Annotated in this window: 15 protein-coding genes; 8 read left to right on the top strand and 7 right to left on the bottom strand. The window is 52.1% G+C overall.

Going from position 1 to position 18,320, the window contains the following annotated elements; translation table 11 throughout:
• From rsfS to UNDYM_RS16655, 5 genes are all read right to left on the bottom strand, one after another.
• Positions 1–753, bottom strand: coding sequence for a ribosome silencing factor (rsfS, locus tag UNDYM_RS16675; protein ID WP_162042033.1), 753 nt, complete (start codon positions 751–753; stop codon positions 1–3).
• Positions 754–758: 5 nt separating this feature from the next.
• A complete protein-coding gene (nadD, locus tag UNDYM_RS16670; protein ID WP_162042032.1) occupies positions 759–1,460 on the bottom strand; it encodes a nicotinate (nicotinamide) nucleotide adenylyltransferase in 702 nt (233 codons plus the stop codon).
• Positions 1,451–2,350 (bottom strand): oxygen-dependent coproporphyrinogen oxidase, encoded by a 900-nt coding sequence (gene hemF / locus UNDYM_RS16665; RefSeq protein WP_162042031.1) that lies wholly within the window; start codon positions 2,348–2,350, stop codon positions 1,451–1,453. Before hemF ends, nadD begins: the two co-directional genes overlap by 10 nt.
• A gap of 108 nt (positions 2,351–2,458) precedes the next feature.
• Complete coding sequence (purD, locus tag UNDYM_RS16660) at positions 2,459–3,733, bottom strand: phosphoribosylamine--glycine ligase (RefSeq protein WP_162042030.1); 1,275 nt, start codon at positions 3,731–3,733, stop codon at positions 2,459–2,461.
• A gap of 1 nt (position 3,734) precedes the next feature.
• A complete protein-coding gene (locus UNDYM_RS16655) occupies positions 3,735–4,460 on the bottom strand; it encodes a YebC/PmpR family DNA-binding transcriptional regulator (RefSeq protein ID WP_162042029.1) in 726 nt (241 codons plus the stop codon).
• A 130-nt stretch (positions 4,461–4,590) separates the two neighbouring features.
• On the opposite strand from UNDYM_RS16655, the gene UNDYM_RS16650 reads away from it, so the two are divergent.
• Positions 4,591–6,234 (top strand): helicase HerA-like C-terminal domain-containing protein, encoded by a 1,644-nt coding sequence (locus UNDYM_RS16650; protein ID WP_162042028.1) that lies wholly within the window; start codon positions 4,591–4,593, stop codon positions 6,232–6,234.
• 69 nt (positions 6,235–6,303) lie between these two features.
• Here the strand turns inward: UNDYM_RS16650 and UNDYM_RS16645 are convergent, their stop codons facing one another.
• Entirely contained in the window at positions 6,304–6,474 is a 171-nt protein-coding gene (locus UNDYM_RS16645; RefSeq protein ID WP_162042027.1) for a hypothetical protein, read from the bottom strand.
• Between the two features lie 218 nt (positions 6,475–6,692).
• Between UNDYM_RS16645 and UNDYM_RS16640 the strand changes: the two genes are divergently transcribed.
• From UNDYM_RS16640 to UNDYM_RS16630, 4 genes are all read left to right on the top strand, one after another.
• Complete coding sequence (locus UNDYM_RS16640) at positions 6,693–7,604, top strand: DMT family transporter (RefSeq protein WP_162042026.1); 912 nt, start codon at positions 6,693–6,695, stop codon at positions 7,602–7,604.
• 29 nt (positions 7,605–7,633) lie between these two features.
• Positions 7,634–8,608: a quinone oxidoreductase gene (locus UNDYM_RS16635; protein WP_162042025.1), complete on the top strand. Its 975-nt coding sequence runs from the start codon at positions 7,634–7,636 to the stop codon at positions 8,606–8,608.
• Between the two features lie 11 nt (positions 8,609–8,619).
• Positions 8,620–8,766: a hypothetical protein gene (locus tag UNDYM_RS30255; RefSeq protein ID WP_174244949.1), complete on the top strand. Its 147-nt coding sequence runs from the start codon at positions 8,620–8,622 to the stop codon at positions 8,764–8,766.
• Between the two features lie 170 nt (positions 8,767–8,936).
• Complete coding sequence (locus UNDYM_RS16630; protein WP_162042024.1) at positions 8,937–11,201, top strand: DUF1631 family protein; 2,265 nt, start codon at positions 8,937–8,939, stop codon at positions 11,199–11,201.
• 44 nt (positions 11,202–11,245) lie between these two features.
• Here the strand turns inward: UNDYM_RS16630 and UNDYM_RS16625 are convergent, their stop codons facing one another.
• Positions 11,246–11,881 carry a DUF4136 domain-containing protein gene (locus tag UNDYM_RS16625; RefSeq protein WP_162042023.1) on the bottom strand — a complete coding sequence of 212 codons (636 nt, stop codon included), beginning with the start codon at positions 11,879–11,881 and terminating at the stop codon, positions 11,246–11,248.
• A gap of 289 nt (positions 11,882–12,170) precedes the next feature.
• Here UNDYM_RS16625 and pepN point away from each other — a divergent pair, with 289 nt between their 5' ends.
• From pepN to ilvD, 3 genes are all read left to right on the top strand, one after another.
• Positions 12,171–14,849 (top strand): aminopeptidase N, encoded by a 2,679-nt coding sequence (gene pepN / locus UNDYM_RS16620; protein WP_162042022.1) that lies wholly within the window; start codon positions 12,171–12,173, stop codon positions 14,847–14,849.
• A gap of 40 nt (positions 14,850–14,889) precedes the next feature.
• Entirely contained in the window at positions 14,890–15,891 is a 1,002-nt protein-coding gene (locus UNDYM_RS16615) for a class 1 fructose-bisphosphatase (RefSeq protein WP_162042021.1), read from the top strand.
• 387 nt (positions 15,892–16,278) lie between these two features.
• Positions 16,279–18,156, top strand: coding sequence for a dihydroxy-acid dehydratase (gene ilvD, locus UNDYM_RS16610; protein WP_162042020.1), 1,878 nt, complete (start codon positions 16,279–16,281; stop codon positions 18,154–18,156).
• Positions 18,157–18,320: the final 164 nt, after the last annotated feature.

The following is an 18,320-nucleotide window of genomic DNA, read 5'->3' as shown; positions in this document are numbered from 1 at the left end:
TTATTCCTCTGCTGCTTTCTTACGTGCCGGAGCGCGTTTTGCTGGCGTTGCAGCAGCATTGGCAGTGCGTTTTTCTGCGGCTTGCTTGGCAGAGGCAACCGCAGTTTTAGTTGCTGCTACTTTAACGCGGGCACCAGTTGGTATCTTGGCAGGTTTTGCAGCAGCAGTGCCATCAGCAGCTTTGCGGGCTGCCGGTTTGCGTGCTGGCTTGCCATCAGCATCGCCAGTAGTTTTGCTGACGCGTGGTTTGCGCGCTGGTTTCTTTTCATCTTCCAGCGTGGTCTGGATGGCCATCATGTCATGCGTGACTTCCAGCGGAGCAGCTTTGCCAGCCACTTTACGGACGCGCTTAGGCTTGTCGCTGGCTTCATCAGCATCAGCAGCTTCGGTTTTTTTGCCGGATGTGCGCTTGGCTGCACCGAGTTTTACCGGTTTGTCGCCCCATAACTCTTCGAGACGGTAGTAAGCGCGGATGGCTGGCTGCATGATGTGGACGACGATGTCACCCAGATCGACCAGTACCCATTCGCCAGTCGCTTCACCTTCCATACTGACGATAGTGCCGCCGTTTTCCTTGACTTTGTCGCGTACGGACGCGGCCAGAGCCTTGGTTTGGCGGTTGGATGTACCAGAGGCGATACAAACACGGTCAAACAGGCTGGTCAGGTGAGAGGTTTCAAACAATTGTATGTCTTGTGCCTTGACGTCTTCCAGAGCGTCAACGACCAGGGTTTGCAGTTTTTTAATATCCATATTTTTTATTGGTAGATAGTTTGTTGTTGTAGGTAGTCTAGCACCTTGTGCGGGACTAGCAATCTTGTTGTCGGGTTATGCTGTTTTAATTCAGTACGTAGTTGGGTCGCAGATACATCTTGCGCCAGATTTCTCTCCAGATAAGTGCCACCGGCTGGCCGTGTGCGCATTTCCAGGGCGCTGATGGCATTTTTCTTCCAGATGTCAGCAATGTCGGGGCTGCTGATATCGAGGCTGAAACCCGGGCGTGATGCGGCACACAAATGTGCTACTTCAAGCAAGGCCTGCCAATTGCGCCAGGTGTGCAAATTTTGCAACTGATCTGCACCCATGGCAAATACCAGTGATGCCTCATCGCCAACTTCTCTGCGTAGCTGGTGCAAGGTATCGATGGTGTAATTACTTTTACCCTGTTCTGCGCGGATGATTTCTTGCTCATCTATCCTGACAGGGCAGAGTTGCCAGTCTTCAAAAGCCAGCTTCAGCATGGCCAGTCTTTGTGTTGCTGTAGCTTGCAACTCATTTTTTTGCCATTGCTGGCCTACGGGAATGATGCGCAATTCATCCGGCTGCAATGCCGTCGCCAGGCTATGGGCAAGGGCGACATGCCCCAGATGCACAGGGTCAAAGCTGCCACCAAGTACCAGGATACAAGGTGGTGGTGCAGTTTCCGTAGTTTCCGCAGTTTCCGCAGTTTCTATAACCATTCCCGGTGTACCAAAAAGTCTGTAGCCAGTGCTGCTTCCGGGCTACCTGCCTCCGGTTTCCAGTCATAGCGCCATTTGACGATGGGGGGCATGGACATCAGTATGGACTCTGTCCTGCCGCCAGACTGCAGGCCAAAATGCGTGCCGCGGTCAAATACCAGGTTGAACTCTACATAGCGGCCACGGCGATAAGCCTGGAAATCACGTTCACGTTCGCCATACTCCTGGTCTTTGCGACGTTCCAGGATAGGGCGATAAGCCGGGATAAAGGCATCACCCACACTACGCATCATGGCAAAACTGCTGGCAAAATCCTGCTCATTGAAATCATCAAAGAAGATGCCGCCGACGCCACGCGCTTCTTTACGGTGTTTCAGGTAAAAATACTCGTCGCACCATTTCTTGAAGCGGGCATGCAAGTCTGCACCATAAGGCTGGACCGCCATTTTACAGGTTTGGTGGAAATGCACCGCATCTTCTGTAAAACCGTAATACGGTGTCAAGTCCATGCCGCCGCCAAACCACCAGACATCTTCCTGCCCTTCGGCTCGGGTGGTGAAAAATCGTACATTCATGTGCACGGTAGGTGCATACGGGTTGCGTGGATGCAGAACCAGTGAGACACCCATGGCTTCCCATTGACGGCCAGCCAGCTCAGGGCGGGCTGCAGCGGCGGATGGCGGCAGGTTTTTACCCATGACATGGGAGAAATTGACGCCACCACGTTCAAATACCTTGCCTTCTTCTATCACACGCGAGATACCGCCACCGCCTTCCGGGCGTTCCCAGCTATCGGTAATAAAAGTATGGCCATCAACTTCTTCGAGAGCCGCGACTATAGCAGCCTGCAAGCCCAGGAAGTAGTTTTTAACCGCAAGTGTATCTGTCATTCTGCTATCTACTCTAAAAAACGTAAGGGGCTGGACTAGTCTTTGGACTATTCTCAACCCGCTTTAAAAGATCGGTGGCGCACATGAAACATGTACGCCTGGCAAGGATTAATGCTTGCGGTTTAGCGCACGCCAGCCTATGTCGCGGCGGTATTGCATGCCGTCGAAATGGATTTTTTCCACTACGTCATACGCATGTTTTTGCGCCAGTTTGACGGTGTCGCCCAGGCCAACCACGCACAACACACGGCCACCGGTCACGTTCAAGGTCTTTTCATTGAGAGATGTGCCCGCATGGAAGGTCACGGTATCTGCTGTTTCTGCCGGGATGCCGGTGATCTTGTCACCTTTGCGAGGCGCATCAGGGTAACCAGCAGCGGCCATGACGACACCCATGGCGGTACGCCTGTCCCATTCCAGTTCTACCGTATCGAGAGTGCCATTGACTGCGTGTTCAACCACGTGCAGCAAATCTGTTTTCAGGCGCGCCATGATAGGCTGGGTTTCCGGGTCACCCATGCGGCAGTTGAATTCCAGGGTTTTTGGATTGCCCTGGTCATCAATCATCAGGCCTGCATACAAAAAGCCGGTAAATACGATGCCGTCTTTGGCCATGCCTTGTACCGTTGGCACGATAATTTCGCGCATGACGCGTGCATGCAGTTGTGGCGTCACGATAGGGGCAGGGGAGTAGGCACCCATGCCGCCTGTATTCGGGCCTTCATCATTGTCGAGCAGGCGCTTATGGTCCTGGCTGGTTGCCAGTGGCAAAATATTCTTGCCATCAACCATGACGATGAAACTGGCTTCTTCACCTGCCAGAAACTCTTCAATGACGACGCGTGCGCCAGCATCACCGAGCTTATTGTCAGACAACATCATATCGACTGCTGCATGGGCTTCTTCAACCGTCATGGCAACGACTACACCTTTACCAGCCGCCAGGCCGTCGGCCTTGATGACAATAGGTGCGCCCTTGGCATTGATATAGTCGTGCGCAGGTGCCAGCTCAGAGAAAGTCTGGTATTCAGCCGTAGGGATAGCATGCCTGTGCATGAAAGCCTTGGCGAAATCCTTGGAGCTTTCCAGCTGTGCAGCTTCTTTGCTCGGGCCAAAGATTTTCAGGCCACGGTCACGGAAAATATTGACGATGCCGGCAGCCAGCGGCACTTCAGGGCCGACTACGGTAATGCCTATGTTTTCTTGCTCGGCAAAGTCTGCCAATGCTGCCGGGTCTGTGATGTTGATGTTTTTCAGGCGGCTGTCAGCAGCGGTACCACCATTGCCGGGGGCGACAAAAATGGTTTGTACGCGTTCAGATTGTGCGAGTTTCCAGGCGAGGGCATGTTCACGGCCACCAGAGCCGACTACGAGTAATTTCATCTTAATCTTCTATGATGGCGTTGGTGAATACTTCTTGTACATCGTCGAGGTTTTCGAGGGCGTCCAGCAGTTTTTGCATCTTGATACCTTCATCACCGGCAAATACGGTCTCAGTATTTGGTTTCATGACGACTTCAGCAACTTCTGCCTTGAAACCGGCTTTTTCCAGGCTGGCACGCAGGTCAGACAGGCTGAATGGTGCGCAGATGACTTCGATACCGCCTTCTTCATCTGTAATGACATCGTCAGCGCCCGCTTCCAGGGCAGCTTCCATCAGTGCATCTTCATTCGTGCCTGGGGCAAAGAACATTTGGCCGCAATGCTGGAACAAAAAGGCAACCGAGCCTTCAGTACCCATATTGCCACCGTATTTGTTGAAGGCATGGCGTACTTCAGCCACGGTGCGTACGCGGTTGTCGGTCATGCAATCGACGACAATGGCGGCACCGCCTATGCCATAACCTTCATAACGTACTTCTTCGTAATTTGCGCCTTCCAGTGTGCCCGCGCCGCGTTGTATCGCGCGCGTGACGTTTTCTTTTGGCATATTGGCGTCAGCCGCCTTGTCTACTGCCAGACGCAGGCGCGGGTTGGAATCGACATCCTCACCACCCATGCGTGCTGCAACCGTGATCTCCTTGATCAGACGCGTCCATATCTTGCCGCGTTTGGCATCAGTTGCTGCTTTTTTATGCTTGATATTGGCCCATTTACTATGTCCTGCCATGATCGCTCTTTCCTGAATTGACAATAGCTCACCCTGAGGGCGGCAATTTTGCCTGGCTTGGTTTTATAATGAAGACCAGTATTTTACCATAGTGGCACCGACCGACTTCCCCAAATCACCCTCCAAAACTATGTCAAAACCTCTGTTGATCGCTAAAAACACCGAATTCGACTTGAATTTATTGTCAGACTGGGCCAATCGCCATGGTTGTATCACTGGTGCTACGGGTACTGGCAAGACGGTCACCCTGCAAACGCTGGCCCAGGCTTTTTCTGCCATAGGCGTGCCGGTGTTCATGGCGGACGTCAAAGGTGACCTGTCCGGCATGGCCAAGGCAGGCAGTGCAACGGGCAAAATCCAGCAGAGACTGCAAGCCCTGCAACTTGATGAACCCAAATGGCAGGCTTGCCCGGTGACTTTCTGGGACGTGTTTGGCAAGCAAGGCCACCCGGTGCGTGCCACGGTATCTGACCTCGGCCCCTTGCTGCTGGGCCGCATGCTGAATCTGAATGATACTCAGGAGGGCGTTTTGCAACTGGCCTTCAAGATAGCCGACGATCATGGCCTGCTGCTATTGGATACCAAGGATTTGCGCGCCATGTTGCAATACCTGGCCGAGAATGCGTCTGAATTCCAGACCGAATATGGCAATATCTCTGCCGCCAGTGTCGGCGCTATCCAGCGTTCATTGTTGACGATCTCGGAGCAGGGCGGCGAGCAATTCTTTGGCGAACCCATGTTGAATCTGGATGACATGATGCAGACTGACGGCGATGGCCGGGGTTTTGTGAACATCCTGGCGGCAGATCAGTTGTTGCAATCGCCACGTCTGTATTCGACCTTTTTGCTATGGATGCTGTCTGAATTGTATGAACATTTGCCTGAGGTTGGTGACGTCGATCAGCCCAAGATGGTGTTTTTCTTTGATGAGGCCCATCTGCTGTTTGATGAGGCACCCAAGGTCTTGCTGCAAAAGATAGAGCAGGTGGTGCGCCTGATACGCTCCAAGGGTGTGGGTGTGTATTTCGTCACACAAAACCCTCTGGATATCCCTGATACCGTGCTGGGGCAATTGGGCAACCGTGTCCAGCATGCCTTGCGTGCCTATACACCCAGGGATCAAAAGGCGGTGCAGGCGGCGGCAGAAACTTTCCGTCCCAATCCAAAGCTGGATACCGCGGCGGTGATTGCCGAGCTGGGTGTTGGCGAAGCACTGATTTCCTTCCTTGATGATAAGGGTAGGCCGAACATCGTGCAACGTGCCTTGATCGTGCCGCCATCGTCACAGATAGGGGCGATAACGGCAGATGAGCGCCAGCAAGTCATGCAAACTTCCATCGTCGCCGGTGTGTATGAAAAACATATCGATCGCGAATCTGCCTATGAAAAACTGACAGGCAGGGTGGCAGCGCGTGCCGCTACCGCAGATAAAGAAGAGAATCTGCAACCAGGTAGCAGGGAAGAGCCTGCAGTTGCAGATGCCAATGGCTGGGGTAATGCGCCCTCGGCTTTGTCTGCGCCGGCAGCACCAGCAGCGCCAAGTCGTCCCGTATTCAATTCAGGCCGTGCGGCACAGCCTGCGCCTGCACAGGAAAGTGGCGGTGGTGTAGGTGATACGCTGAAAAGCGTGTTTGGCAACCTGCTCGGCGGCGGTGGTTTGCGCCGCAAGGATAATGTGGTCGAGACCATGATCAAATCGACGGTCAGGACCATGGGTTCTCAGGTGGGGCGTGAAATTATTCGCGGTGTGCTAGGTTCCATATTGAAGAAATGAGCTTGCCGGTATTTCACGCGGCATTGCACATCTGGCAGCAGAGCCTAAAAGCTCTGCTGACGAGGAAAATTATTCCTGATCAGGGTTGTTCTTGACCAGACGCCTGAAAATGCTGTTCAGGGAGCTGTCGTTCTGCTTTGGCGATACATCCTTCGTCTGTCTTTGCGGCGCAGCTGTCGTCATCGCACGTTTCGGACGGAGCACAGGTTGATCTGCATATTGTAAGCGTGGCGTGTACATTTGATTTTCTCCAGCAATGTGGTTCACGAAAATCAGTGTAATGAAAAATGCATTATTTAATAGTCACACAAAGTCAAATTTGGCAACTAAATGTCAAATACGGTGTGAAACATTGTCAGTTCTTTTCTGTGTGGAAATTATTTACTTTCTGCCTGGTAATTTATGTGTGAAATTACGGATTCAGACAATGTAACAGTTTTTCCCTCATTCAGAGATTTATGCTTACAGAACAAACGAAATTACTTGCCCGCCGCCATTACCTGACTGGTCTTGCCATCGCCCTGATTGGTGCCATCCTGTTTTCTACCAAGGCTATCGTTGCCAAACTGATTTATCGCTACAACGTCGATGCGGTGACACTGATCTGTTTCCGTATGGCGTTTTCCTTGCCTATTTTTGCTGGAATTGCTATCTGGCAAATGCACAAGGGCGGCAGCCTCAGCAAAGCAGACCGCTGGCGTCTGGTGGCTTTGGGGCTGGTTGGTTATTACCTGTCATCTTTCCTGGATTTTCTCGGTTTGCAATATATCAGCGCGGGTCTGGAGCGTCTGATCCTGTTCCTGACGCCGTCCTTTGTCCTGCTGATATCTGCCTTCTTTTTGAAACGTGCTGTCAGTAGGCTGGAGTGGGCAGCCCTGGTCGTGTCTTACCTGGGCATCGTCCTGGTTTTTTTTCATGATCTTAAGCTGGGTGGCGATTATGTGCTGCTAGGCTCTGCCCTGGTGCTGGGGGCGGCAATTTCTTATGCCATCTATCTGATACAGTCTGGGCAACTGGTGCAAAGGCTGGGTTCCCTGCGTCTGGTGTCGTATGCGATGTGTGTTTCCAGTGCTGCCTGCATAGGCCAGTTTTTTATTTTGCGTCCTGCCAGCATGCTGGTGCAGCCGCTTGCTGTATATTCATTATCTATCGTGAATGCCATCATGTGTACGGTATTGCCAGTGTTTATGACCATGATTGCGGTAAAGCGCATAGGCGCAGCGACAGCTTCGCAGGCTGGCATGATAGGCCCGGTATCAACCTTGTTCCTGGGCGCTTACTTTATTGGTGAGCCCATCACGGGCTGGCAGTTGGCCGGGACAGTATTGGTAATGGGCGGCATGTATTTGCTGTCCAGGAAAAAAGCCTAAAGGTAAAAAAACTTATTCAGGAGGGGTAAATGGTCAAGGCAATTCGCATACAGCAAACCGGTGGTCCGGAAGTCATGGAATATGTCGACGTAGAGCTGGGCAAGCCCGGCCCGGGTGAGGTGCTGGTAAGCCAAAAGGCTTGCGGCCTGAATTTTATTGACGTGTATTTCCGCACCGGTTTATATCCGCAAGCGCTGCCGGGTGGCCTGGGCATGGAGGGGGCTGGTGTCGTAGAGGCCATAGGGCCGGACGTGAAATATGTGCAGGTTGGCGACAGGGTGGCTTACGCGGGAAGGCCAACCGGCGCCTATGCCGAGGCCCGCATCATGCCGGCAGATAATCTCGTGCGCCTGCCAGACAGCATCAGTTTTGAGACTGCAGCCGCGATGATGCTGCAGGGCTTGACGGTGCAATACCTGTTTCACCGTACTTTCCCTTTGCAGGGCGGGGAAACAATATTGTTTCATGCTGCCGCTGGCGGTGTAGGCCTGATTGCCTGTCAGTGGGCACGCGCCATCGGTGTCACCATGATAGGCACGGTGGGCTCGGATGAGAAGGGCGAGCTGGCCAAAGCGCATGGCTGTGCCCATGTCATCAACTACAACAAGGAAAATTTTGTTCAGCGTGTCCGTGAAATTACAGATGGAAAAGGCGTGCCTGTCGTCTATGATTCCATAGGCAAGGATACTTTCATCCCGTCGCTGGATTGTCTTTCGCCGTTGGGCATGATGGTCAGCTTTGGCAATGCCTCTGGTCCTGTACCTGCTTTCAGTCTTGGCGAGCTTGCCTCACGTGGCTCGCTGTTCATTACCCGCCCCAGTTTGATGAGTTATACGGCCAAACGTGATGATCTGGAGCAAATGGCTGCTCACTTATTTTCCATGGTCGAGAGCGGCAAAGTTAAAATAGACATACGCCAGCGCTATCCCTTAAGTGAAGTGGCGCATGCGCACCGTGAGCTGGAGGCCCGCAAAACAACAGGTTCCAGCATATTGATTCCCTGAAACAAGAAAATATGACAGAAGTAACACCACCATCAAAAACACAGGCAGAAAAAGACAGTGGCAGCCCTAAATTTGGAAGGCTGCTGCTGGTACTTATTTTTGCAGTCATGCTCATAGTAGTTATTACGCTGGGGTCAGAGGCTTACTATACTAATTAGTGAGGCTTGAATACTGGGTAGTGCAATTTTGCAGCTTTGTTGTTTTACTGCACTATTCCGTAGGATTCTGGCATTGCGCAAGCCTGTGTGGCTTGGCAGAATGCAAGTTTTTGGGTGCACACGCAGGCGCCTGAGTATGATTTATAACCTGAGCATAATAAAAAAGAGCGATGGATACCATTCCACTGAATAATGCCAAGACGAGCGAATTTTCCAGCTCTAGCCGTTTGCTGATATTGCAAAGTCTGGTGCCTATCGCCACTAATCTGGTTTCCTCGCAAATTGAGGCATTTGCAGGACGCCTGACCGAGGCCCTGTTTAAGCTGTCTGACCAGACTGTCAGGCCGGAAGAGGTCGCTACGAGTTTTGCTGCTTACCAGCAATTAAAGCGCAATGGCACCACTTTCTACCGCCTGGTTGCAGGCCAGGTCAATGCGGCGCTTGCCAAAGAAGTCAGTGTCGTCAATACCCGCAAGCGTGCCAGGACGGACGAAGGCAAGCAGGATTTTTCCCTGGTCAGTTTTGAAGAAATGGAGAGCAAGGTGCTCAGCCGTAACCTGAGCCAGTCGCTGGAAGTGACCAATGCAGAGTTGCTGGTTGCCCTGAATGTGCGCATAGGCCATATCCTGCGCCGCACACCCATCAGTGTTTCGCAAAACCCTTTTCGCCCGGAATTATTTGTCAAGGCCGTCCATCAGGCATGGATGGAACTGGAACCCAATCCCGAAACCCATCACCTGATCTTGCGCTTGCTGCGGCCAGAATTGTTCCTGCAACTCGGTGCTATTTATCGCGAATTGAATCAGGCCCTGGTAGAGCGCGGTATTTTGCCAGAACTCAATGATGGTTATCGTAACAAGCAAAAAAAGAACATGATGTCTGGCTCTGACGATATCAGTAACCGCGACCCTTATCTGGAAAACAAGCTGCGCAATATTTTCTCAGGCAATGCGCCCGCCGGGTCCTTTGGTAATACAGTAACCGGAGGCGGCGGTGGCGGTGGTAACGGGGGCGGCGGCCCTGCCATGGATGGTGGAGGCATGCCTTACACTGGTGGGCAAGATGCTGGCGGTGGCAATGGCAGTGGAAACGGCGGCGGTGGAGGTGGCTATGGCGGTGGTAGCGGTGGTGGTGGCAGTGGTAATGCGCCCGACATGGTCACCATAGACAGGCAGTTTTTTGATTACCTGACGAGCGTACAAAGGGATTTTTCTGCGAATCCCATGCCTACTGATACGGCGCATCTGCGGCAATTGTCGCAGCAGCCCAATGCTGGTGGCCTGACCCATATAGACCAGAGCACCATAGAGCTGCTGGCGCGTATCTTTGACTATGTCTTTAATGACACCAGCATACCCGCAGATATCAAGAACCTCATCAGCCAGTTGCAGATACCGACTTTGAAAGTGGCTTTGCTGGACAAGGATTTCTTTTTCAAGGAAAGCCATCCGGCACGGGTATTGATAGACACACTGGCTAAGTCCAGCGTCCTGCTCAATAGCGACACCACTTCAGAAGACCCGCTCTATCAGATGATAGAAGGCATAGTTGAAAGGGTGCAGCAGGATTTTGATCAGCAGATAGAACTGTTTTCAGATGTCGTTGCTGACCTGGAAGCCTTCCTCAAGGATGAAGAACAGCAAACCGAAGTTGCCATCAGTGAACCGGTAGCCGTTGCGCTGAAGCAGGAAAAAATGCGCCTGGCGCGCGAGTTTGCCGAAAATGATGTTGCCATCCGGGTAGAAACGGGTGAGGTTGCGGGTTTCCTGGAAACCTTCCTCAAAGAGCAATGGATCAGGATTCTGACGATATCGCATAACGTCAAGGAAGAAAAACCCAACGCCCTCGAAAATGCCCTGAGGACGATGGATGACCTGATCTGGAGTCTGAAACCCAAGAACAGTGCAGAAGAACGCAAGGAGCTGGTCAGCAAACTGCCAGCCATGCTGTCTTTGCTGAATGCCTGGCTCAATGCGATCAAGTGGGATGAGCCCGAACGCGTTATCTTCTTTTCCAAATTGGCTGAGCGCCATGCCGCAATTGCCCGCGCCCCGCTGGAATTCTCACCACGTCGCCAGCTTGAAATTGCCGTCAATATCGCCCAGCGCGCCAGTGAAAAACGCCTGAACCGCCATGTACAGGATCAGATAGAGCAGCCGGTAGATGAATGGGCGCGCGTCATTGAGACCATGGAGCGCGGTATCTGGGTTGATTTCACGAGACAGAATGGTGTTACCACGCGCTTCAAGCTTGCCTGGGTCAGCCCCAAGCGTACCCGCTATATCTTCACTAACCGCCAGGGGCATGACGCCTTCTCGGTCTCCAGTGAAGAATTGATTACCCAGTTCCGCGAGGGCAGGGCGATACAGATTGTGGCTGAATCTGTGGTAGATCGCGCCCTGGTGGAGGCATTGCGCGACCCTCCGGCAACTTAACCAGTACAGGCAGTGTAGTCACTCCATCAGAGTGACTACACCTGTTAATCCTTGACGGTCAATTCCACCTTGCTGGTGCTGCCATTCTTGCCCGGAAAGTCCTTGAGCGCGCTATCCATCAGATAAGGAATATACAGCGAGATCTCAGGGTTGAATTGCTCGGTGCTGGCCTTGATGTCAGCCAGTTTCTTGTTACCGTTCAATTCAGTGATGCGAATTTGCAACTGGTGCAGGTAGGTGCTGCGCACGCTGATATCCGTCCATCCACGGGGGTAGCCGGGCCAGCCCCAGTATCCCGGATAATAAATATAGTGGCGGCGATAAATGCCACGGCTGAAATGCAGGCCCCAATAGGGGTCATAGATACCAGGTTGCCAGAACGGCGAGGCCTGGATTTCCCTGAGTGTGCTGGCATACTGCAATTCAACTTTCAGGACAGGCGCCGTTCCAGCCGCCACCTCCTTGAAGCCCAGATTTTGCAGGCGGGTTCTGAGCAAGTCTTCATACAGCTTGTGCTCGGGATTATTTTCCTGCACCGGTGCACGTTCAAATATATAAGATTTGTCTTGTGTGGCGCCTGGCCATTCGTGGAAGACGCTGACCTGGCTCGTGAATGTCGTCGCACATCCGCCCAGCAGCAGGCTGCAGGCCAGGGCGAAGAATAAGGTGAACTTTTTCATTTTTACTGCTCCTTCAAACATACTTTTACTATAGTTCCATGATATGCCTGAATCAGAAAACTTGTTGCTCTTACTGTAACGGGTTGTATCGACTTTGTTACCAGGTCTTGATTTGCATGCTGGTCAGGCCAGATCAGTAAAAATTTGATGGTTTTACCAAACTTTCTGCCTTAATTTGCGTCTATTCAAGTGAATTTATCCCTGTATGGGCGCAGCTTGGTAAAATGGCGGTCTTTACAGGGTTCAAAAGACTTTGTCATTCAACTTATTTTCGCGAGATATTCCATCCATGCGTAACGATATTGCCAGCAAACCAGAGACAATTTTCCGTAAAGACTATGTAGCCCCGGGATTTTGGGTAGATACGGTAGAGATGGGTTTCGACCTTGATCTTAGTGCCACCCATGTAGCCACCCGCATGACCATGCGCCGCAATCATGACAGCAGCGAGAAAGACCTGGTCTTGTTTGGCGAATCCCTGAAATTGCTGCAATTGCGCATGAATGGCGTGAACCTCAAAAAGTCTGCCTACAAGATAGAAGGCGAGACCTTGCGCATAGCCAATGCCCCGGACGAAGTCACGCTGGAAATTGAAACACTGATCAATCCGCTCAAGAATACCTCCCTGTCCGGCCTGTACGCATCCAACGGTAACTTTATTACTCAGTGCGAGGCAGAAGGCTTCCGCAAGATCACCTGGTTCCCTGACCGTCCTGACGTCATGGCGAAATACACTGTCATGCTGCGCGCCGACAAGAAAAAATTCCCTGTGCTGCTCAGCAACGGTAATCTGATAGCAGAAGGCGATCTCGGTGATGGTCGCCATTTTGGCAAGTGGGAAGACCCGTTCAAAAAGCCGTCTTACCTGTTCGCCCTGGTGGCGGGCAAGCTGGTATGCCAGGAAGAAGACTATAAGTTGAAATCTGGCCGCAAAGTCTTGCTGCAGGTTTGGGTAGAAGACGGCAACCTGGATAAAACCCAGCACGCCATGGATTCGCTCAAAAACAGCATACGCTGGGATGAAGAACGCTTTGGCCTGGAACTGGATCTTGACCGCTTCATGATCGTTGCCACTGGCGACTTCAATATGGGCGCGATGGAAAACAAAGGTTTGAATATTTTTAATACCAAGTTTGTACTGGCTAATCCAAGCATTGCGACTGACGTTGATTATGCGGGCATAGAATCAGTCGTTGGTCATGAATACTTCCATAACTGGACAGGTAACCGTGTCACTTGCCGCGACTGGTTCCAGTTGTCCCTGAAAGAGGGCCTGACGGTTTTCCGTGACCAGGAATTTTCTGCCGACCTGGTAGGCACAGCCACAGGCCGCGCCGTCAAGCGCATAGAAGATGTACGCCTGCTGCGCCAGGTACAATTCTCTGAAGATGCAGGCCCTATGGCCCATCCCGTACGCCCTGATTCTTTTGTAGAAATCAATAATTTCTACACCGTCACGATTTATGAAAAAGGTTCAGAAGTCGTGCGCATGTATTACACCTTGCTGGGCCATGATGGCTTCCGCAAAGGCATGGACCTGTATTTTGAGCGTCATGATGGCCAGGCTGTTGAATGCGATGACTTCCGCGCTGCCATGGCAGATTCCAGTGGCCGTGACCTGACTCAGTTTGAACGCTGGTATAGCCAGGCTGGTACGCCACGCGTGAAGGTCGAGGCGACTTATGATGCAGATGCACAGACTTACTCCATCACCCTGAGCCAGTCTTGCCCGGCTACACCAGGCCAGGCAGAAAAACTGCCTTTCCACATCCCGGTTGCCATGGGCTTGCTGGGGGCAGATGGCAAGGATATTCCTTTGCATAGCGCTGCTTACGAAGCACAGGCTGGCGCGACCAGCCTGGTGCTTGAACTGACAGAAGCCAGCCAGACTTTTGTCTTTACGGGCGTTAGCAGCAAACCAGTACCATCATTGTTGCGTAATTTCTCTGCACCAGTCGTGCTGGAAATTGACTACAGCGATGAAGAACTGGGCCTTTTGCTGGCCAATGACAGCGACCCGTTCAACCGCTGGGAAGCGGGCCAGCGTCTGGCTACACGCCGTCTCGTTAAACTGACAACTGCAGTACAGCAAGGTGAAGAGCTGAGCCTGGACAGCATGTTTATCGAAGCCCTGCGCGCTACCCTGAACGATGCCAGCCTCGACCCGGCTTTCCGTGAACTGGTGCTGACACTGCCATCCGAAGCCATGATCGCTGAAGAATTCAAGGTAGTAGATCCACAGGCCATCCATACTGCACGCCAGTTTGCCCGCGCCACCATCACAAAGCATCTGCGCGCTGATTTGCTGAGTGCTTATGAAGCTCACCTGACACCTGGCAAATACAGCCCGGATGCACAGTCCATGGCAAAACGTGGATTGAAAAACCTGGCCCTGTCTTATCTGCTTGAATGGTCGGACGAATCTACTTTTGATCTGGCGAAAACCCAGTTTGATGAAGCAGAAAACATGACGGACCGCCTGGCTGCACTGACTGCATTGACTAACTTCAGTGGCAATGACAAGCAAGCCAAATCGGCAGCCAAGTCCTTGAAAGCTTTCTATAAAGACTTCAAGAAAGAAGCCCTGGTCATCGACAAATGGTTCATGTTGCAGGCAACTGCACGCACCACTGATGTTGCCAAGGTGCGTGAATTGATGACGCATCCAGCATTTACATTGAACAATCCTAACCGTGCGCGCAGTTTGACGTTTGCTTTCTGTAATGCCAATCCATCCCGCTTCCACGCCGCTGATGGCAGTGGTTATGTCTTGTGGGCAGAACTGGTGATTGCTCTCAATAAACTCAACCCGCAAGTCGCAGCCCGCCTGGCACGCAGCATGGACCGCTGGAAAAAATATCCTGAGAGCCTGCAAGTGCACATGAAAGCCGCTTTGCAAAAAGTGGCTGACACCAAGAAACTGTCGAAAGACGTGCTCGAAGTCGTTAGCAAGGCCCTGGCTTCATAAAGAATTTAAAAGTCACTGAAATAGAAACTGAAAGAACAACATGAAACGTGTAAGCCTCACCCAATACCTGGTCGAAGAACAACGACTGAATAACTCGATCCCGGCAGAATTGCGTCTGTTGATTGAGGTTGTTGCCCGCGCCTGTAAAACCATCAGCCATGCCGTAGGCAAGGGCGCGCTGGGTGAAGTGCTTGGTACGGCGGGCAGTGAAAACATCCAGGGTGAAGTACAGAAAAAACTCGACATCCTGTCGAATGAAATCCTGCTCGAAGCCAATGAATGGGGCGGCCACCTGGCAGCCATGGCATCGGAAGAAATGGAAAGCATACATCCGATACCGAACCGCTATCCTCAGGGCGAATATATGCTCTTGTTTGATCCGCTTGATGGTTCCAGCAATATCGACGTCAACGTCTCTATCGGTACCATCTTCTCGGTATTGAAAGCACCTGACGGCATGGGCAAACCAACCGAGCAGGATTTCCTGCAGCCAGGCAGCAAGCAAGTCGCAGCCGGTTATGCCGTGTATGGCCCGCAAACAGTGCTGGTGCTGACGACAGGCAATGGCGTCAATTGCTTCACTCTCGACCGTGAAATGGGTTCCTGGGTACTGACACAACGCAATATGCAAATCCCGGCAGACACCAAGGAGTTCGCCATCAACGCTTCCAATACCCGCCATTGGTACCCGCCAGTCACACGCTATGTAGAAGAAATGCTGGCTGGCGGCACCGGCCCGCGCGGCAAAGAATTCAATATGCGCTGGATCGCCTCCATGGTCGCCGATGTACACCGCATCCTGAACCGTGGCGGCATCTTCATGTACCCGGCAGATATGCGTGAACCGGACAAAGCAGGCAAGCTGCGCCTGATGTACGAAGCCAACCCCATGTCTTTTATCGTAGAACAGGCTGGCGGCGCATCGACAGACGGCAAGCGCCGTATGCTGGACATCCAGCCAGAAAAACTGCATCAGCGTGTGGCTGTGTTCCTGGGTTCCAAAAACGAAGTGGAAAGAGTGACGCAATACCATCAGGAATGATGGGGTCATGATTCTTAAAAACGCGAAGTATGAGCTTCGCGTTTTTTTATGGGTGTTCGTGATTTGAGTAAAGACTTCTCAACACAGAGGAAGGAAAGACTTCTTGCAAGAAGTCTTCGTTGTGCAGGCGTGTGGCATACCACACGAATTCCCTGCTCCACCACAGAGACACAGAGAAAGGCAAGAGAAAACCTGAGCGTCTTTTTAAAATTTGATTTTCTCGGTGTTTACTCTGTGTCTCGGTGCCTCTGTGGTGAGTCTTTAGGTCTTGAATTTAATTGATACTTAATTCGACCTAATTCTCAATAAATTCCATATTTGACATATGATTATACGAAGCGCATGCTGATATAACATTTTCATTTTATCGCCAGCCTGGAGTCAGACATGCCCGCATACCGTTCCCGTACCACCACCCATGGCCGCAATATGGCCGGTGCCCGCGCCCTGTGGCGTGCGACTGGCATGAAAGATGGGGATTTTGATAAGCCTATCGTCGCCGTGGTCAATTCATTTACCCAGTTCGTGCCTGGTCATGTGCATCTGAAAGACCTGGGCCAGATGGTGGCGCGTGAAATTGAAGCGGCTGGTGGTGTGGCAAAAGAATTCAATACGATAGCCGTGGACGACGGCATCGCCATGGGTCATGGAGGCATGTTGTATTCCCTGCCTTCACGCGAGCTGATTGCTGACTCTGTCGAATACATGGTCAACGCCCACTGTGCTGACGCCATGGTGTGCATCTCCAACTGCGACAAGATTACGCCCGGCATGCTGATGGCTGCGATGCGTTTGAATATTCCTGTCGTGTTTGTTTCCGGTGGCCCTATGGAAGCGGGCAAGGTGCTGGAGACTTTGCATCCCAAGCAGACTGGTGAACAAAAGATCATGAAGATTGATCTGGTTGACGCCATGATCAAGGCGGGTGACAGCAATGTGTCGGATGAAGAGATAGGCCGTATAGAACGTTCTGCCTGTCCTACCTGTGGTTCCTGTTCTGGTATGTTCACGGCAAATTCGATGAACTGTTTGACCGAAGCGCTTGGTTTGTCCTTGCCAGGCAATGGCACGATATTGGCGACGCATGCTGACCGCAAGGAATTGTTCCTGCGCGCTGGCCGCCTGGTGGTGGAGCTGGCCAAACGCCATTATGAGCAGGATGATTATTCCATCCTGCCACGTTCCATCGCCAACAAAGCCACTTTTGAAAACGCCATGGCGCTTGACGTTTCCATGGGCGGTTCTACCAATACCGTTTTGCATTTACTGGCTGCTGCACATGAGGCTGGCGTGGACTTCAAGATGGCCGATATTGACCGCATCTCACGCAAAGTACCTTGTCTGTGCAAGGTAGCACCGATGACCGATAAATATCATATCGAAGATGTCCATCGCGCAGGAGGCATTATTTCCATCCTCGGCGAACTCGCACGCGCTGGTTTGCTCGATACCACACGCCCGACCGTGCATAGCCCGACCATGGCAGATGCGATTGCACAAAACGATATCGCCGTGACTGACAATGCAGCAGTACGCAAACTGTTCAGTGCTGCACCAGGCGGTATACCTACCCAGACGGCATTCTCACAAGACAAGCGCTTTGACAGTCTTGATACCGACCGCGAAGCTGGCTGCATACGCGACAAGGCGCATGCCTATTCGCAAGATGGTGGCCTGGCAGTCTTGTATGGCAATCTGGCAGAAAAAGGCTGTATCGTCAAAACCGCAGGTGTCGATGAAAGTATTTTGAAATTCACCGGCAAGGCACGTGTATTTGAAAGCCAGGATTCTGCTGTCGAAGCCATCTTGGGTGATACCGTGCATGAAGGCGATGTCGTCATCATCCGTTATGAAGGCCCCAAAGGCGGCCCCGGCATGCAGGAAATGCTGTATCCGACTTCGTACATCAAATCCAAGGGCCTGGGCAAGGCTTGCGCCCTGTTCACGGATGGCCGTTTCTCGGGCGGTTCTTCCGGTCTGGTCATTGGCCATGCTTCACCCGAAGCAGCAGAAGGCGGGACTATTGGTCTGGTGGAAGAGGGCGACATCATAGAAATCGATATTCCCGCCCGTACCATCAACCTGAAAGTCAGTGATAGCGATCTGGCGCAACGCAGGGCAGCGATGGAAGCACGTGGTCCACAAGCATGGCAGCCAGTAGACCGTGAGCGCTATGTCTCACAAGCCCTGCAGGCTTATGCTGCTTTGGCAACATCGGCTGATCGTGGCGCGGTCAGGGATATTACACAGTTGCAGCGTAGATAAGAATCTGGAGTAGGTAGCTGGTCTGCTTGCGAAGCCATGAGGAAGAGAGCACCTTGCAAAAGCAGGTGCTCTTTTTTTTCGGGGAAACCCTCTACTCCGGCAACTACTTGCTTTTCTGGATGCAGACCCTATATAGCTTTAATTAAATCTGGTTAGCTTTGATT

Source organism: Undibacterium sp. YM2 (genome assembly GCF_009937975.1).
Lineage (GTDB): Bacteria > Pseudomonadota > Gammaproteobacteria > Burkholderiales > Burkholderiaceae_D > Undibacterium.
This window is presented reverse-complemented; position numbering and strand designations above follow the sequence as displayed.

Coding starts and splice junctions, on each gene's coding strand:
- hemF (WP_162042031.1), bottom strand. CDS start 2,350: ATGACAGATACACTTGCGGTTAAAAACTACTTCCTGGGCTTGCAGGCT.
- nadD (WP_162042032.1), bottom strand. CDS start 1,460: ATGGTTATAGAAACTGCGGAAACTGCGGAAACTACGGAAACTGCACCA.
- UNDYM_RS16635 (WP_162042025.1), top strand. CDS start 7,634: ATGGTCAAGGCAATTCGCATACAGCAAACCGGTGGTCCGGAAGTCATG.
- UNDYM_RS16645 (WP_162042027.1), bottom strand. CDS start 6,474: ATGTACACGCCACGCTTACAATATGCAGATCAACCTGTGCTCCGTCCG.
- ilvD (WP_162042020.1), top strand. CDS start 16,279: ATGCCCGCATACCGTTCCCGTACCACCACCCATGGCCGCAATATGGCC.
- pepN (WP_162042022.1), top strand. CDS start 12,171: ATGCGTAACGATATTGCCAGCAAACCAGAGACAATTTTCCGTAAAGAC.
- purD (WP_162042030.1), bottom strand. CDS start 3,733: ATGAAATTACTCGTAGTCGGCTCTGGTGGCCGTGAACATGCCCTCGCC.
- rsfS (WP_162042033.1), bottom strand. CDS start 753: ATGGATATTAAAAAACTGCAAACCCTGGTCGTTGACGCTCTGGAAGAC.
- UNDYM_RS16630 (WP_162042024.1), top strand. CDS start 8,937: ATGGATACCATTCCACTGAATAATGCCAAGACGAGCGAATTTTCCAGC.
- UNDYM_RS30255 (WP_174244949.1), top strand. CDS start 8,620: ATGACAGAAGTAACACCACCATCAAAAACACAGGCAGAAAAAGACAGT.
- UNDYM_RS16640 (WP_162042026.1), top strand. CDS start 6,693: ATGCTTACAGAACAAACGAAATTACTTGCCCGCCGCCATTACCTGACT.
- UNDYM_RS16625 (WP_162042023.1), bottom strand. CDS start 11,881: ATGAAAAAGTTCACCTTATTCTTCGCCCTGGCCTGCAGCCTGCTGCTG.
- UNDYM_RS16655 (WP_162042029.1), bottom strand. CDS start 4,460: ATGGCAGGACATAGTAAATGGGCCAATATCAAGCATAAAAAAGCAGCA.
- UNDYM_RS16650 (WP_162042028.1), top strand. CDS start 4,591: ATGTCAAAACCTCTGTTGATCGCTAAAAACACCGAATTCGACTTGAAT.
- UNDYM_RS16615 (WP_162042021.1), top strand. CDS start 14,890: ATGAAACGTGTAAGCCTCACCCAATACCTGGTCGAAGAACAACGACTG.